Origin of the sequence: Promicromonospora sp. Populi (genome assembly GCF_041081105.1) — a bacterium.
GTDB lineage: Bacteria > Actinomycetota > Actinomycetes > Actinomycetales > Cellulomonadaceae > Promicromonospora.
Genome location: NZ_CP163528.1, coordinates 4254811 through 4270359 on the forward strand (window position 1 = coordinate 4254811; position 15549 = coordinate 4270359).

The 15549-nt window shown below is 72.9% G+C and carries 14 protein-coding genes and 1 pseudogene; 11 read left to right on the forward strand and 4 right to left on the reverse strand.

Features of this window, described 5'->3' with window-relative positions; translation table 11 throughout:
* Positions 1 to 19: 19 nt before the first annotated feature.
* From AB1046_RS19280 to ccsB, 5 genes are read left to right on the forward strand one after another with little or no spacing between them, the layout of a single operon-like run.
* Positions 20 to 664 (forward strand): histidine phosphatase family protein, encoded by a 645-nt coding sequence (locus AB1046_RS19280; protein ID WP_369370907.1) that lies wholly within the window; start codon positions 20 to 22, stop codon positions 662 to 664.
* Positions 664 to 1260, forward strand: coding sequence for a TlpA family protein disulfide reductase (locus tag AB1046_RS19285; RefSeq protein ID WP_369370908.1), 597 nt, complete (start codon positions 664 to 666; stop codon positions 1258 to 1260). The genes AB1046_RS19280 and AB1046_RS19285 overlap by 1 nt, the downstream gene beginning before the upstream one ends.
* Entirely contained in the window at positions 1260 to 2093 is an 834-nt protein-coding gene (locus AB1046_RS19290) for a cytochrome c biogenesis CcdA family protein (RefSeq protein ID WP_369370909.1), read from the forward strand. Before AB1046_RS19285 ends, AB1046_RS19290 begins: the two co-directional genes overlap by 1 nt.
* Positions 2093 to 3865 (forward strand): cytochrome c biogenesis protein ResB, encoded by a 1773-nt coding sequence (locus AB1046_RS19295; RefSeq protein WP_369370910.1) that lies wholly within the window; start codon positions 2093 to 2095, stop codon positions 3863 to 3865. Before AB1046_RS19290 ends, AB1046_RS19295 begins: the two co-directional genes overlap by 1 nt.
* A gap of 2 nt (positions 3866 to 3867) precedes the next feature.
* Positions 3868 to 4902 carry a c-type cytochrome biogenesis protein CcsB gene (ccsB, locus tag AB1046_RS19300; protein ID WP_369370911.1) on the forward strand — a complete coding sequence of 345 codons (1035 nt, stop codon included), beginning with the start codon at positions 3868 to 3870 and terminating at the stop codon, positions 4900 to 4902.
* 35 nt (positions 4903 to 4937) lie between these two features.
* On the opposite strand, the gene AB1046_RS19305 is transcribed toward ccsB, so the two are convergent.
* Positions 4938 to 5327: a PLDc N-terminal domain-containing protein gene (locus AB1046_RS19305; protein ID WP_369370912.1), complete on the reverse strand. Its 390-nt coding sequence runs from the start codon at positions 5325 to 5327 to the stop codon at positions 4938 to 4940.
* Between the two features lie 149 nt (positions 5328 to 5476).
* On the opposite strand from AB1046_RS19305, the gene AB1046_RS19310 reads away from it, so the two are divergent.
* Positions 5477 to 5761, forward strand: a complete 285-nt coding sequence (locus tag AB1046_RS19310) for a DUF4229 domain-containing protein (protein WP_369370913.1) — start codon at positions 5477 to 5479, stop codon at positions 5759 to 5761.
* Between the two features lie 10 nt (positions 5762 to 5771).
* Here the strand turns inward: AB1046_RS19310 and AB1046_RS19315 are convergent, their stop codons facing one another.
* The gene (locus AB1046_RS19315) at positions 5772 to 6641 is read right to left on the reverse strand and encodes a 1,4-dihydroxy-2-naphthoate polyprenyltransferase (RefSeq protein WP_369370914.1); all 870 of its coding nucleotides are present in this window, start codon (positions 6639 to 6641) and stop codon (positions 5772 to 5774) included.
* A 79-nt stretch (positions 6642 to 6720) separates the two neighbouring features.
* The gene (locus AB1046_RS19320) at positions 6721 to 7965 is read right to left on the reverse strand and encodes an AMP-binding protein (protein ID WP_369370915.1); all 1245 of its coding nucleotides are present in this window, start codon (positions 7963 to 7965) and stop codon (positions 6721 to 6723) included.
* 112 nt (positions 7966 to 8077) lie between these two features.
* Here AB1046_RS19320 and AB1046_RS19325 point away from each other — a divergent pair, with 112 nt between their 5' ends.
* Entirely contained in the window at positions 8078 to 9169 is a 1092-nt protein-coding gene (locus AB1046_RS19325; RefSeq protein ID WP_369370916.1) for a DUF3048 domain-containing protein, read from the forward strand.
* A 38-nt stretch (positions 9170 to 9207) separates the two neighbouring features.
* On the opposite strand, the pseudogene AB1046_RS19330 reads toward AB1046_RS19325, so the two are convergent.
* Positions 9208 to 10160: pseudogene (locus AB1046_RS19330) on the reverse strand (1,4-dihydroxy-2-naphthoyl-CoA synthase).
* Between the two features lie 218 nt (positions 10161 to 10378).
* Between AB1046_RS19330 and AB1046_RS19335 the strand changes: the two are divergent.
* From AB1046_RS19335 to AB1046_RS19350, 4 genes are all read left to right on the forward strand, one after another.
* On the forward strand, positions 10379 to 11359 hold the full coding sequence (locus AB1046_RS19335; RefSeq protein WP_369370917.1) for an o-succinylbenzoate synthase: 981 nt from the start codon (positions 10379 to 10381) through the stop codon (positions 11357 to 11359).
* Positions 11356 to 13188: a 2-succinyl-5-enolpyruvyl-6-hydroxy-3-cyclohexene-1-carboxylic-acid synthase gene (gene menD / locus AB1046_RS19340; protein WP_369370918.1), complete on the forward strand. Its 1833-nt coding sequence runs from the start codon at positions 11356 to 11358 to the stop codon at positions 13186 to 13188. The genes AB1046_RS19335 and menD overlap by 4 nt, the downstream gene beginning before the upstream one ends.
* Positions 13189 to 13294: 106 nt before the next feature.
* Positions 13295 to 14896 (forward strand): S1C family serine protease, encoded by a 1602-nt coding sequence (locus AB1046_RS19345; RefSeq protein WP_369370920.1) that lies wholly within the window; start codon positions 13295 to 13297, stop codon positions 14894 to 14896.
* 129 nt (positions 14897 to 15025) lie between these two features.
* Positions 15026 to 15526: a GNAT family N-acetyltransferase gene (locus AB1046_RS19350; RefSeq protein ID WP_369370921.1), complete on the forward strand. Its 501-nt coding sequence runs from the start codon at positions 15026 to 15028 to the stop codon at positions 15524 to 15526.
* The last annotated feature ends 23 nt before the right edge of the window (positions 15527 to 15549 follow it).

Sequence of the window (15549 nt, forward strand, 5' to 3'; positions counted from 1 at the left end):
GAATGGGAGACTGGGCGTCATGGTTTCCACGACGGTTCACCTGCTTCGTCACGGCGAGGTGTACAACCCCGAGGGCGTCCTGTACGGGCGGCTGCCCGGATACCGGCTCTCCGACCGCGGCCAGGCGATGGCGAAGATCGTCGCCGACCACCTCACCAGCACCGGCCGGGACGTGACCCGAGTGGTCGCCTCCCCGATGCAGCGCGCGCAGGAGACCGCCGCACCCGTCGCGCAGGGCTTCGGCCTGGAGCTCGCGACGGACGACCGCATCATCGAGGCGGCCAACCGGTTCGAGGGGCTGCAGGTCGGCGGAGGCGGGGGCGCGCTCAAGAGCCCGCGGAACTGGCCGTACATGTGGAACCCGTTCCGCCCGTCTTGGGGCGAGCCGTACACGGAGCAGGTCGAGCGCATGCGCAGCGCCGTCGAGGACGCGCGCAAGGCCGCCGAGGGCCACGAGATCGTGCTGGTCAGCCACCAGCTGCCGATCTGGCTCACCCGCCGGGCGTTCGAGGGCGGCACGCTCTGGCACGACCCGCGCAGCCGCCAGTGCAACCTGGCGTCCCTGACCTCCCTGCACTTCGAGGACGACCGGTTCGTCGGCCTGCACTACACGGAGCCCGCCGCGGAGCTCTACGACGGCGCGAGCAAGGTCGCCGGCGCGTGATGCGCGGCAAGACCTTCAAGGTCGTCCAGTGGGTAGTGGTCGTCGGCATCGTGCTCGGTCTGGTGGTCTCGCTCGCGGCGTGCGCCCCGGAGGAATCCGGTGCCGCGGACGTCGTCGGGCAGGGATATGTCTCCGGCGACGGGTCGGTGCAGACGTACGACGTCGGAGAGCGCGAGGGCCCCGTCACCGTCACGGGTACCGACTTCGAGGGCAACAGCGTAGACACGGCCGACTGGGCCGGCGACGTCGTCGTGGTGAACACCTGGTACGCCTCGTGCGCGCCGTGCCGGGCCGAGGCGCCCGACCTCGTGGAGCTGGCCGGCTCGATGGACGGCGTGCAGTTCCTCGGCATCAACACCGAGGACGACGCCGGCGCCGCGCAGGCGTTCCAGCGCACCTTCGACGTGCCCTACCCGAGCATCGAGGACCGCAGCGGCGCGGTGATCGCCGGCCTGTCCGGCGTTGTGCCGCTGCAGGCCGTCCCGTCCACCGTGCTGCTGGACCCGGAGGGCTACGTGGCCGCCCGCGTCATCGGGCAGGCGGAACGGTCCACCCTGGAAGCCCTCATCGACGAGGTCCTGGCGGAGGCCGCCTGATGCTTCCCGGCAGTCCTTCCGGTGCCATCGCGACCGCAGTCGGCGACGGGCTCGCGGTCACCGCGTTCAGCGGTTCCCTGCTGCTGGCCGTACCCGTGGCGGTGCTGGCGGGCCTCGTGTCGTTCGCCTCTCCCTGCGTGCTGCCCCTCGTGCCCGGGTACCTCGGGTACGTGAGCGGCATGGCCGCCGCCTCGATGAACGCGACCGCCGAGGCCGGCGGGACCGGCGGGGCCGTGACCACGCGCGTCAAGCCCGCCCGCTCCCGCGTTGTCGGCGGCGTGGCGCTGTTCGTGCTCGGCTTCACCGTCGTGTTCGTCTCGTTCGGAGCGGCGTTCGGCGGCCTGGGGGCCTACCTGGTGCGCTGGGAGGACGTCATCACCCGCGTGCTCGGCGCCGTGGTGATCCTGCTCGGCCTCGGGTTCCTCGGCGCGGTCCCGTTCCTGCAGCGCGAGGCGCGGTTCCACCTGACGCCGCGCGCCGGCCTGTGGGGCGCGCCGCTGCTCGGCGTTGTGTTCGGGCTGGGCTGGACGCCGTGCATCGGCCCCACCCTCGGCGCCGTGCAGGCGCTCGCGATCGATGAGGCGTCGGCGGGCCGGGGTGCCCTGCTCAGCGTCGCGTACTGCGTGGGCCTGGGCGTGCCGTTCCTGCTCGTGGCCCTCGGGCTGGGGAGCTCGGAGCGCATGATGGACTTCCTGCGCCGGCACCGCCTCGCGGCGCTGCGGATCGGCGGCGGGCTGCTGGTGCTGGTCGGGCTGCTGCTGGTCACGGGCCTGTGGACCCGGATCACCGGGGCCATGCAGCTCTGGATCGGCGGATTTGAGACGGTGATCTGATGGCCAGGCGTACGAGCGGGCAGGGGACCTACGTCCCCGAGGGGATCGCTGACGAGTTCACGCAGGGGGCGCCGGCGGGCGAGCCGCCGTCGTCGGGCGAGCCGCCGTCGTCCGAGGACAAGCAGCAGAAGCCGGACCGGCCCACCCCGCCCGCGCTGGGGCTGGTGGGCACGCTGCGCTGGATGTGGCGGCAGCTCACCTCGATGCGCGTGGCGCTGATGCTGCTGATGCTGCTCGCCGTCGCGGCGGTCCCCGGGTCGGTCCTGCCGCAGCGCAACCAGGACGCGGCAGGTGTGATCGAGTACCTCGCCGACCACCCGACGGCGGGGGACTGGCTCGACCGGGCCGGGTTCTTCGACGTCTACTCCTCGGTCTGGTTCTCCGCGATCTACATCCTGCTGTTCATCTCGCTCGTGGGCTGCATCCTGCCGCGGTCGATGGCGCACTACCGGGCCCTGCGCGGCCGCCCGCCGCGCGTCCCGTCCAGGTTCAACCGGTTCCCGGCCAAGGCCACCGCGACCACCAGCGCCTCGCCCGAGGAGGCGGCCGACGCGATCGCCGCCCGCCTGCGCGGCAAGATCTCCTGGCTGCCCCTGTTCCGGGTGGACCGGGGCGAGGAGGCCGCGCGCGGGTCGCGACCGGCGTCGGCCACCGTGAGCGGTGAGCGGGGCTACCTGCGCGAGACCGGCAACCTGGTGTTCCACCTGGCGCTGGTGGGCCTGCTCGTGTCCGTCGCGACGGGCCAGCTGCTGCACTACCGCGGCCAGGCGATCGTCACCGAGGGGCGCGGGTTCGCGAACGCGGTGGTGGACTACGACACCTTCGAGAAGGGGTCGTGGTTCCGGCCCGAGTCGCTGGTGCCGTTCTCGATGACGCTCGATAACTTCGAGTCGGAGTTCGCGAGCGACACCGTCGCATTCGCGCAGGCGCGCGACTTCACGGCGCACGTGACCGTGACGGAGCCGTCCGGCGAGCAGCGGCCCGAGCAGATCAAGGTGAACCACCCGGTAGTCGTGGACGGCGCCAAGATCTACCTGCAGGGCAACGGCTTCGCCCCCGAGATCACCGTGCACGACGCCGAGGGCGAGATCGCCTTCGCCGGACGCGTGACGTTCATCCCCGAGGACACGATGTACACGTCCCGCGGCGTGGTGAAGGTGCCGGACGTGTCCCCGGGGCTCGACCAGATCGGGCTCGTCGGCTACTTCCTGCCGACCGCGGAGGTCAACGCCGACGGGTCCGCCCGCTCGGCGTTCCCGCAGCCGGTCGACCCGCTGCTCGTGCTCGAGGTGTACACGGGCGACCTGGGGCTCGACGACGGCTCCCCGCAGAACGTGTACGAGCTCGACACCGCGTCGCTCACCCCCGCCGTCGACGAGTCCGGCGCGCGCATCAAGGTGCTCGCGCGGCCCGGCGAGACCGTCGAGCTCCCGGACGGGCTCGGCACCCTGACTCTCGGCGAGGACCTGCCGCGCTACGTGGCGCTCGACCTGCGGCACGACCCGTCGCTCACCTTTGTGCTCGTGTTCGCGCTGCTCGCGCTCGGCGGGCTCATCGTCTCGCTCTTCACGCCCAGGCGGCGCGTCTGGGCGCGGGCGTACGTCGCACAGGATGGGGCTACGGTGGTCGAGGTCGCGGGGCTCGCCCGCGGGGACGACGTCGGCCTGCAGGCCGAGGTCGACCGTGCGCTTGCGGCGGTACCTGAGCCCCTGGTCGAACAAGACCCGGTGGACGAGCCTGTCGAGACCCAGATCCGATCGGAAAAGGACTGAACATGGAGCTGGCAAACCTGAGTGTGCTGCTCGTCTGGGGCGCCGCGACGGCGCTCGCCGTCGCACTCATCGCGTTCGCGGTCGACCTGGCGCGCCTGTCGGGCGCGAAGATCGACGCCCGGGACGCGGCCCGGGACGCGGCAAAGGACCGGGAGAAGGTGGCTGCCGGCGTCGGGGCTCCGGTCGACGCGCCGGTCTCGCCGTACGGTCCGGACGACGTGATGCCCCACGATGCGGTGCCGGGCGACGCCGGGCCGGGCCCGGTCGCCGGGCCGGTGAGCCGCAAGCTTGCCGGGGTGGGCATGTCCGTGACCTGGCTGGCCGCCGTGCTGCTGCTCGTCGCGATCGTGCTGCGCGGCATCGCGGCCGGGCGCACCCCGTGGGCCAACATGTACGAGTTCGCGCTGGTCGGCACGTTCGTTGCCGTCTCGGTGTTCGTCGGCGTGAACACCCGGCGCGACGTGCGGTTCCTCGGCGCGTTCGTGTCCGGCATCGGCGTGCTGTTCCTCGTGCTGGCGCAGGAGCAGTTCTTCGTCGCGGCGATGGGCGTGCAGCCCGCGCTGCAGCGGTACTGGCTGGTGATCCACGTGGGTGTCGCCATCTGCGCCACCGGCATCTTCACGGTCGCGTTCGTGACGTCGGTGCTGCAGCTCCTGCGGGACCGCCGGGACAACGGCTCCGCCGTGCTGGGCAGCGGGCGCTGGGGCTGGCTCGACCACACTCCCGCGCCGGCCGCCCTGGAGTCGCTCTCGTTCCGGCTGAACTCGGTCGCGTTCGTGCTGTGGACCTTCACGCTCATCGGCGGCGCCATCTGGGCCGAGGACGCCTGGGGTCGCTACTGGGGCTGGGACCCCAAGGAGGTCTGGAGCTTCATCGTGTGGGTGGTCTACGCGGCCTACCTGCACGCGCGCACCACGCGCGGCTGGTCCGGGACGCGCGCGGCGTGGTTCGTCGTGGCCGGTTACGCGTGCGTGCTGTTCAACTTCACTGGCGTGAACCTGATCTTCAACGGCCTGCACTCGTACTCGGGCCTGTAACCCGGCCGTGGGCGGCGACCTCTTGTGCTCCGCGGTCAGCCGTTTTCGGCGTCGTCGTCCTTTGCGTCCTGGCGGCCGCGGGCCTCGCGTTCGCGCTTGCGCTTCTCCTGCTCCAGCGCCCAGAGGAACTCGGGGTCGTCGTCGGGAGCGACGGGGCCGGCGGGGCGGCGCGGACCGGGCCGGGAGGGCGGCGCCGGGCGGCTGCCGCCGGTACCTGGCCCGGACGACGGGCGCGGGCCGGACCGGCGACCGCTGATGCGCACCACGATCCAGGAGATCGCCCCGAGCAGGGGCAGGAGCACGATCAGGAGCACCCAGAGCCACCGGGGCAGCCCGCCGCGTTCGTCCTCCTCGGAGCCCCAGACGTCGACGAGGGCATACACCATGAGTCCGACGATGACCAAGATCAGGAATACCTGCCGCATTACACCAGCCTACGGTGGGTGGGCGTGGGTAGGTCACCAAGGGGGGTGACCTTCGCCCGCTGGTCGCGCGTCCCGGGGGCGTCGCTCACTCGGGCGTCGCCGTCCGGGTGAGGTCCCGGGTGGGTCCACGCCCGGCCTACCATGGGTAGGTGCCCCTCGTGATCTACACCCTGCTCCGCGTCGCGCTCTTCGGCGCGGCTCTCGGCCTGCTCTACCTGGTCGGCCTGCGGGGCTGGTTGCTGCCGCTCGTCGCGGTAGTGGTCGCGCTGGCCGTGTCCTACCTGACGCTGCGCAAGCCGCGGGACGCCGCGACCGCGTGGATGGCGGGCCGGGTCGAGCGCCGCGCCGCAGCGCGCGCCGCGGCCCCGAAGGTCGACGCCGACGCCGCCCACGAGGACGCGCAGGTCGACGAGAAGCTCAGCACCGACCGTTAGTCCCGTTCGGTCAGAGCGAGAGGCCGAACCAGAGCAGCAGGCCGTAGCCCAGCTCGTACAGCCCCGTCCCGGCCAGCACCGGGATCAGCAGCTTCCCGCGCGCCCCGGCGAGCACGGGGATGGTCAGCAGCGTGGCCGGCCCGAGCAGCAGCAGCACCACGAGCGTCCACGGCGCCCAGAACGCGCACACCGCGCCGAGCAGCACCGGGACCCAGATCATGGCGATGTACGCCCGGCGTGCCCGGTAGTCACCGAGCCGCACCGCGAGCGTGCGCTTGCCCGCCAGGACGTCGGTAGGGATGTCCCGCAGGTTGTTCACCATGAGCAGCGCGCACGCGATGAGCCCCACGCCGACGGCGCCGAGCACCGCGGGCCACGTGATCCGGTCGGCCTGCGTGTAGGTGGTACCGAGCACCGCGACCAGGCCGAAGAACACGAACACGGCCACCTCGCCCAGCCCCCGGTAGCCGTACGGCTGCTTGCCGCCCGTGTAGTACCAGGCGGCGGCCACGCACACCGCGCCGACCGCGAGCAGCCACCAGTGCCCCGACACCGCGCTGAGCGCCAGGCCGAGCAGCATGGCGACGCCGAACGCGACGAACGCGCCGCGCTTCACCGCGCCGGGGGCCGCGGCGCCGGACGCGGTGAGCCGCATCGGGCCGACCCGGTCGAGGTCCGTGCCGCGCACACCGTCCGAGTAGTCGTTGGCGAAGTTGACGCCGATCTGCAGGGCGAGCGCTACACCCAGCGCCAGGAGCGCCGGCAGCCAGGCGGCGGAGTCGACCTGGGCGGCAGCGCCCGTGCCCACCATGACCGGTGCCGCCGCCGCCGGCAGCGTGCGGGGCCGTGCCCCGGAGATCCACTCGGCGGCAGTCGCCATCAGCTCGTCCTTCGTTCGTGGGGTTCGTGGGGTGTGCCCGGCGTCCGGGCCTGTGCGCGGTCCTGGCGGAGGAACGAAGTCATGGTCGCACGGGTTCCCGGGCTGCCTCGGCGCGCACGACGGCGTCCCGGACCGCGCGCCGGTCGACCTTGCCCGGACCGCGCGTCGGCAGGGTCGCGGTGACATATACCCGGCGCGGGGCGGACGGTGCCCCCAGCCGCTGCGCGACGGCGGAGCGCAGCCCGGAGAGCAGCTCCGGACCGCCGTCGGCCAGGTCCCTTCCCGCGGGCGCGCCGTCCCGGACTGCGAGGACGGCGACGACGGCCTGGCCCCACTCGTCGTCGGGCACGCCGACGACGCAGGCCTCGCCCGGGGTGCCGAGCTCCGCGAGACATTCCGCTATCGCGTCCTCGACGGCGGGCGGGGCGACGTTGACCCCGCCGGTGAGGATCACGTCGTCCGCCCGGCCGAGGATCGTCAGCCGGCCGTCGTCCAGGCGGCCCAGGTCGGAGGTGCGGAACCAGCGGGTGCCGTCGGGGTCGGTGCGGAACGCGGCCGACGTGGCGTCGGGGTCGCCCACGTAACCCTCGGCGAGCACGGGACCGGCCAGCTCGACGACGCCCGTACCGGTGCTCAAGCTGACGGTCCCGGTCCCGGTCCCGGTCCCGACCCCGCCGTCGTCGGCCAGGCGGACGCGGACGCCCGCGAGCGGGACGCCGTCGTACACGCAGCCGCCGCTCGTCTCGGACATCCCGTACGTGGTGACGACCCGGACGCCCGCGGCCCGGGCCCGCGCCAGCAGGGGCGCGGGTGTCGCGGCACCGCCGACGAGCACGGCGTCGAACCGTGCGAGGGCGTCCAGGCCGGCCGCGGCGCCGTCGTCGGCAGCGGTGACCAGGCGGTGCAGCTGGGTAGGGACCAGGGAGACGTACGCACGCGTGCCGTGCGCGAGAAAGTCGGCGGCAAGTGCCGCGAACTCCTCCGGGGTGAAGCGGTCCAGCGCGCCCACGCGCACCTCCGTGCCCGCGATCACCGACCGGTTGATGACCTGGATGCCCGCGACGTGGGTGGGGGGCAGCACGAGCAGCCAGCGTCCCGGGCCGCCGAGCCGGTCGTGCGTGGCCTCGGCCGAGGCGCGCAGGGCGGCAGCGCTCAGCGCGACCTCGCGGGGGTTTCCCGTGGAACCGGAGGTCCGCAGCACGAGCGCCGTGCCTGGCGGTATCGCGCCGTCGGAGAGGCGGGGCTGCGGCGCGTAGGCGGAGCCCCCGTCGAGGGCGTCCCGGACGGCGCGGACGACGTCGGTCACGGGGTTGATCGAGGCCATCTCATGAGGGTAAGCGTGCCTCGGGGATCGGCGACCACGCGGTCGGTAGGGTGTGCGCCACGCTGATCGCCCCGGGAGGGCTCGGGTGCGCACGCTCGTTTCAGGAGAACAGATGACGACCCGCTCGACGACGGCACCGCTCACCGACGGGGCGGCCAGGCTGGTGCTCGCGTTGGGGCTCGCGCTAGGGCTGGCCGGCTGCAGCCTCGTCGGCCCCGAGGAGCCCTTGCCGACACCCACCACTACGGTCGACGCTCCCGTGCAGGGCGCCCGGAGCGCGCCGCCGGAGCCGGACGTGCCCGTCGTCTGGCCGCTCACCGGGGTGGAGACGCGGAGTGTGGCGGACCGCCCGGCGGTGTCGGTGAAGATCGAGAACTCCGCGGCCGCGCGGCCACAGCGTGGGCTGGTGGAGGCCGACATCGTGTGGGAGGAGGTCGTCGAGGGCGGCATCAGCCGGTTCGTGGCGACCTACCACTCGAACATCCCGGACGTCGTGGAGCCGGTGCGCTCGGTGCGGCCGATGGACCCCGCCATCGTGGCGCCGCTCGGCGGTGTGCTGGCGTTCTCGGGCGGGCAGTACGCCTTCATCGCCGCGGTGCAGCGGTACGGCACGCAGACGATCATCATGGACGACGGCGACCCCGGCTTCACGCGCGACCCCGGCCGGCTCGCGCCGCACAACGTGATCGGGAGCCCGCCGACCTTCCTCGAACAGGCCGGCAGCCAGCGAACGAGCCCGCCGCCCGCGCAGTTCGAGTACGCGCGCGAGGTCGGCCAGGGCACGGCGCCGCGTTCGGGCAGCCCCACGCAGGAGGTGGACGTGCTGCTGTCCCCGGCGCAGCGCAGCGTCTGGACCTGGGACCCGGAGAGCGAGCGATACCTGCGCAGCGAGGGTTCGGCGCCGTCCGTCGCCGCCGATGGCACGCGGCACTCCGCCCGGAACGTGCTCGTGCTGTCCACCCAGGTGTTCAACACCAACTTCGTGGATCCGGCCGGCACCCCCGTGCCGGAGCACCGGCTCGCAGGCAGCGGCGGCGCCGGGACGCTTGTCTCGATGGGGCACAGCATCCCTGTGCGCTGGTCCAAGGAGGACCACCGGTCGCCCATCGTGGTCACGAGCCATGGCCAGGAGGTGCAGCTCGACCCGGGCAACACCTGGATCGAGCTGGTCCCGGCCGGTTCGGGGAGCTGGACGACGAACTGACCGGCGCCAGCAGTACGGGCTTCTGGTGAGTACCGGCCCTAGTAGTAGTAGGGGAACGCCGACCAGTCCGGGTCGCGACGTTCCAGGAACGCCTCCTTGCCCTCGACCGCCTCGTCGGTCATGTACGCCAGCCGTGTGGCCTCGCCGGCGAACACCTGCTGGCCGGCGATGCCGTCGTCGGCGGCGTTGAAAGCGAACTTCAGCATCCGGATGGCCTGCGGCGACTTGGTCGCGATGATGCGGGCGTACTCCAGCGCCAGCCCCTCCAGGTCGTCGTGGGCGGCGACCTCGTTGACGGAGCCCCAGCGCTCGGCGTCGTCGGCGGAGTACTCGCGGGCGAGGAAGAAGACCTCGCGGGCACGCTTCTGCCCGATCTGGCGGGCGAAGTAGGCCGAGCCGTACCCGGCGTCGAACGAGCCGACGTCGGCGTCGGTCTGCTTGAACCTGCCGTGCTCGCGGCACGCGACAGTGAGGTCGGCGACGACGTGCAGGGAGTGCCCCCGCCGGCTGCCCAGCCGTCGACTACCGCGACGACCACCTTGGGCATGGTCCGGATCAGGCGCTGCACCTCCAGGATGTGCAGGCGGCCTGCCTTGGCCGGGTCGATCGAGTCGGCGTTCTCACCCTCGGCGTAGCGGTAGCCGTCGCGGCCGCGGATGCGCTGGTCGCCGCCGCTGCAGAACGCCCAGCCGCCGTCCTTGGGGGAGGGGCCGTTGCCGGTCAGCAGCACCGTGCCGACGTCGGACGTCATGCGCGCGTGGTCCATGACCCGGTACAGCTCGTCGACCGTGTGCGGGCGGAAGGCGTTGCGGACCTCCGGGCGGTCGAACGCGATGCGGACCACCGGCAGGTCGCGCGGCTCGGGGCCGCTGCGGTCTACGCCGCGGTGGTACGTGAGGTCCGTCAGGTCCTCGAAGCCGGCGACGGTGCGCCAGCGCTGCGGGTCGAACGTCTCGGAGACTTGCTGGGGCAGTTCGGTGCTCGTGCTCACGCGGGAAAGCCTAGGCGGTGCGGGCCGCCAGACGGCGCCCCTCGGCGGGCGTGACTTCGGTCAGTTGCCCCGGCGCCATCGTGACTTCGGTCGGTTGCTCTGAGATCGGTCAATCAACTGACCGATCTCAGAGCAACTGACCGATCTCATGCGGCCGGCGGAGCAACCGACCGAAGTCGCGACCCAGTAAGCGGCCCGTGGGTCGTTAGCCTGGGACCGTGCTGCTGATCGGGGAACCCGTCGTCTGGTCCACGCCTCTGCGGACCCGCTTTCGCGGGATCGACGTGCGCGACGGCGTACTCCTGCGCGGCCCCGCCGGCTGGGGCGAGCTGTCGCCCTTCTGGGACTACGACGACGAGGAGTCCTCGACCTGGCTGCGCGCGGCGCACGAGGCGGCGTTCCTCGGCTGGCCCGAACCGGTCCGGCAGAGCGTGCCGGTCAACGTGACCGTCCCCGCCGTCGGGCCGGAGCGGGCGCGCGAGATAGTGCTCGCATCAGGTGGGTGCCGCACCGCCAAGGTCAAGGTCGCCCAGCGCGGCCCCGACGGGACGCTCGAACCCGTGGGTGCCGAGGTGGACCGGGTTGCCGCCGTCCGCGAGGCACTGGGGCCCGACGGCGCGATCCGGGTCGACGCCAACGCCGCCTGGACGCCCGACGAGGCCCTGACGCACCTGGCCGAGATCGACCGAGCGGCCGGTGGGCTCGAGTACGTCGAGCAGCCCTGCGCCGAAGTTGACGAGCTGGCCCTGGTGCGCCGCAAGCAGGACGTGCCCGTCGCCGCCGACGAGTCGATCCGCCGCGCCGCCGACCCGATGCGCGTGGTCCGCGAGGAGGCCGCCGACATAGTGGTCCTCAAGGTCCAGCCCCTCGGCGGCGTCCGTGCCTGCCTCGACCTCGCCGAACAGGTCGGCCTCCCCGTCGTCGTCTCGTCCGCCCTGGAGAGCTCGGTCGGCCTCGCCGCCGGCATCGCGCTGGCCGCGGCCCTGCCCGAGCTGCCCTACGCCTGCGGGCTAGCGACCGCCCAGCTGCTGGTGCACGACGTCGTCGCCGAGCCCCTGCTGCCCACAGACGGCGCGCTCCCCGTCCGCCGCCCCGAGCCCTCGCCCGAGGCGCTCGCGGCCACATTCCCCGACGGCCCGACGACGAAGCGCTGGCTCGCCCGGTACCACCGCCTGACCCGGATCCTGGAGGACGTATGACGATCCCGCCCGCCGTGACCGCCGCCCGTGCACTGGTCGCTGACCTGGTCACCCGGGGTGTGCAGGACGCGGTGCTCGCGCCCGGCTCGCGCAGCGCCCCCCTCGCGTACGCCCTCGCGGAGGCGGCCGACGCCGGCCGCCTCACGCTGCACGTCCGGATCGACGAGCGGGCGGCGGGTTTCCTCGCGCTGGGCCTGTCGAAGGGCACAGAGGGCTCGCCGGTTGCCGTCGTCACGACTTCGGGGACCGCCGTCGCCAACCTGCACCCCGCCGTGCTGGAGGCGAGCCACACCGGGCTGCCGCTGATCCTGCTCACCGCCGACCGGCCACACGAGCTGCGCGGTACCGGCGCGTCGCAGACCACCGACCAGGTCGGGATCTTCGGCTCGGCGGTGCGGTTCGCGGCGGACGTGCCGGCGCCGTCGGGTGTCGCGGGGTCGAGCGTGGCGCCCGCGTCGGGCGCCGCGCCCGACGCCCCGCCCGCGCCCGACCTCCGGGACCTGCGGAACATCGCCGCCCGCGCCGTCAGCGCCGCCCTGGGTTTCCGCTCGGGGCACCCCGGTCCGGTGCACCTCAACCTGGCGTTCCGGGACCCGCTGGCGCCGTCGACCCCGCTACCCGGCCCGCCCGCGGACACCGAGCAGGAGGGCTACCCGCGGCCGGACCCGCCGCTCGTCGTGCCGGTGCTGCAGCAGAACTTCGCCTCGCCGGCGCTCCCCGGCGACCCGGCACGCACCGTCGTCGTCGCGGGGGACGGGGCGGGCCCCGAGGCCCGGCAGCTCGCCGAGGCGCGGGGCTGGCCGCTGTTCGCGGAGCCGTCGTCGGGCGCGACTGGCGGGCCCAACGCGATAGCGGCCTACCGGCTGCTGCTCGGTTCCACCGAGCTCGCCGAGGACATCGAGCAGGTGGTGGTCCTTGGCCGGCCCACGCTGTCGCGTCCGGTGCAACGGCTGCTCGGCCGCCCCGACGTCGCGGTCACCGTGGTGGCGCCAGGTGCGGGTCCCTGGCCTGACGCGGCCCGCAACGCCGCCGTCGTCCTACCGGGTCTGGCGCCGTTCTGGTTCGAGCAGGACGCGGCGGAGGAACCGCAGGAGCCGCAGCCGGCCCAGGAGCCGCGGGAGTTCCTGGCCCGCTGGCAGGCCGCCGGCGCGCGGGTGGCGCAGGTCCTGCGTGACGTGACCAGCGACGACGCCGTCATCGGCGGGCCCACCGCGCTGTCCGTGGCGCGGGCAGTGGCCGGTGTGCTCGGTCCGGACGACCTGCTGGTGGTCGGCTCGTCCAACCCCGTACGAGACCTCGAGCTCGCGCTCGGCCTCGACGGCCCCGGCCCCGCGGTCCTCGCCAACCGGGGGCTCGCGGGTATCGACGGCACCGTGTCCACGGCGGTCGGCGTCGCGCTGTCGGCCGCTCGCCGCGGCCTGCGCACCCGTGCGCTCCTGGGCGACCTCACGTTCCTGCACGACGTCGGCGGCCTGCTGCGCGGGCCCGACGAGCCCCCGGTAGACCTGGAGATAGTTGTGGTGAACGACGACGGCGGCTCCATCTTCGCGACCCTGGAGCACGGCGCCCTTGCCGGGACCGGCAACGTCGCGAGCGCTACGTTCGAGCGGGTCTTCGGCACCCCGCACGGGTCGAACCTGGCGCAGCTGTGCGCGGGCTACGGCGTGGACCACCAGCTCGTGAAGGACGTGCCGACCCTGCGGCACGCGCTCCAGGCACCAAGCCACGGCATCCAGGTGATCGAGGTGCGGGTGCCGCGCGCGGACCGCTACGAAGAGACGCAGGCCCTGGCTCGCCGCGTGGTAGAGGCCGCCGCCCAGACCCGTTGAGCCACCATTCAGCGGGGGCTCGGGATATGCAGGTAACTCACAGACTTGTCCAAGGGTTGCGCAAGGAAGGGGGTGTCAACTGGTTACGACTTCAAGGAGGGTCATGATGACCGAGCAGAACAGCACAACTCCGCAGCCGGACCAGCAGCCGCCCGCGGCGCCGCCGACGCAGCAGGTGCCGCCGGTAGTGCAGCCCGTCGCGCCGCCTTCCGTGCAGCCGACACAGCAGCTGCCGGTTGCCGCACCGACGACCGCACACGACGCTGCGGCCGAGCAGGCTCCGAAGCCTGCGGAGCCGCCGGCCCCGGTTCCGGCTCCGCAGCACTCCCCGGCTCCCCAGACGACGCCGGCCCAGCACCCGGTGCCCGCGCAGAACGCGGCCTCGACCACGAGCCCGTCGCCGGTCTACGTGAACCCGTACGCCACCCCGGCGACCGCGACGGCGACGGCGACCGACGGATCGAAGACGAAGAACCGCACCTGGGTACCCGTGGTCAGCGCCGCGGCCGCGGCCGCGCTGCTGGCCAGCCTGGGTACGGCCGGGGCGATCTCGCTCACGAGCAACTCGGACACGGCGGCTTCCCTCGCCGACGTCGGCCAGTCGACCAGCCAGAACGTCCCGGTGGCCGACTCGACGGTGGAGAACCCGAACTGGACGGCTGTCACCTCCGCGGTGCAGGAGTCCGTGGTCGCGATCCAGGTGGAGAGCCAGGCCGGCGGTGCTGAGGGTTCCGGCGTCGTGCTGGACTCCGACGGCCGCGTGCTGACCAACAACCACGTGGTCGCCGACGCGACGTCGGTGCAGGTCACGCTGAGCGACGGTCGTGTGTACGACGCCGAGATCGTCGGCACGGACCCGACCAGCGACCTCGCCGTCGTGCAGCTGACGGACCCGCCGTCGGACCTGCAGGCCGCTACCTTCGCCGACTCGTCCGAGGTTGTGGTGGGCGAGCCGGTGCTGGCCCTCGGCAACCCGCTGGGCCTGGCGAACACCGCCACGACGGGCATCGTGTCCGCCCTGGACCGCCCGGTCACGGCCAGCGCCGAGGACGGTTCCAGCGCGGTGGTCACCAACGCCATCCAGATCGACGCCGCGGTGAACCCGGGTAACTCGGGTGGGCCGCTGTTCAACGCGTCGGGCGAGGTCATCGGCATCACGTCCTCGATCGCCACCCTGTCGAGCGGGCTGTCGTCGAGCACCTCGGGCTCGATCGGCCTGGGCTTCGCCATCCCGTCCAACCTGGCCACGCAGATCAGTGCTCAGCTCGTCGAGGACGGCACCGCCGAGCACGCGTTCCTCGGTGTCTCGCTGGAGGACGCCACCGCTACCGCGGACGGCGTGACGCGCCGGGGCGCCGGCGTCGCGAGCGTCGTCGCCGACTCGCCGGCCGGAGACGCGGGCATCCAGGAGGGCGACGTGATCGTCGCCATCGACGGCGATGCGGTCAACGGACCCGAGTCGCTCACGGCGTTCGTGCGGGAGAAGGCGGTAGGTGACGAGGCGGTGCTCACTGTGGTCCGTGACGGCAGCACGCAGGAGATCACCGTGACCCTGGCGGTCCTGGACGAGGCGGCCACGGAGGAACCGGCCACGCCGCAGGAGCAGACGGTTCCTCCCCAGGAGGACAGCTCGGGCTCCAGCACGGACCCGACCCAGCCGGGCAACATCCCGGACTGGCTGCAGGAGCTCCTGCCCAACCAGGGCTGACCCCCACCCCGGCCGACCTGTCAGACCTGTCAGACCCGCTAGACCCCCAGATCACTTCCGTGACCTGGGGGTCTGACGCGTATTCGCGTTCAGCGGGTGAACTTGGCCGCGCAGGTCTAAGTTGGCCGCGTGTCTGGGACGTACACCGTGGTCAGAACCCTCGGCCGAGCGGATGTCGCACACGACATCCTGGAGGAGCTGCCGGAGTGGTTCGGTATCGACAGGTTCACGCACGAGTATGTCGAGGCGGCAGCCAAGTTCCCCAACTACGTTGCGGTCGGTCCGGAGTCCGGCATCGGGCCCGACGGCGGGGCGGTCGCCTTCGAGGACGTGCTCGGTGTGCTGCTGCTCGACCAGCGCTATCCGACGTCGGCCGAGGTGCACCTGCTCGCCGTCCGGCGTAAGCACCACCGCGCGGGGATCGGGCGCACGCTCCTGGAGCGCGTCGAGAACGACCTCCGTGCCCAGGGTGTGCGGCTGCTGAGCGTGAAGACGCTGGGCCCGTCGGCCTACGATCCCGGGTTCGACCAGACCCGCGCCTTCTACACCGCGTGCGGCTTCCACCCGGTCGAGGAGTTCCCCGACCTCTGGGCGGACAGCCCCTGTCTCCTGATGGTCAAGGTGCTCTGAATGTTCAAGGTGCGCTGAGCGCT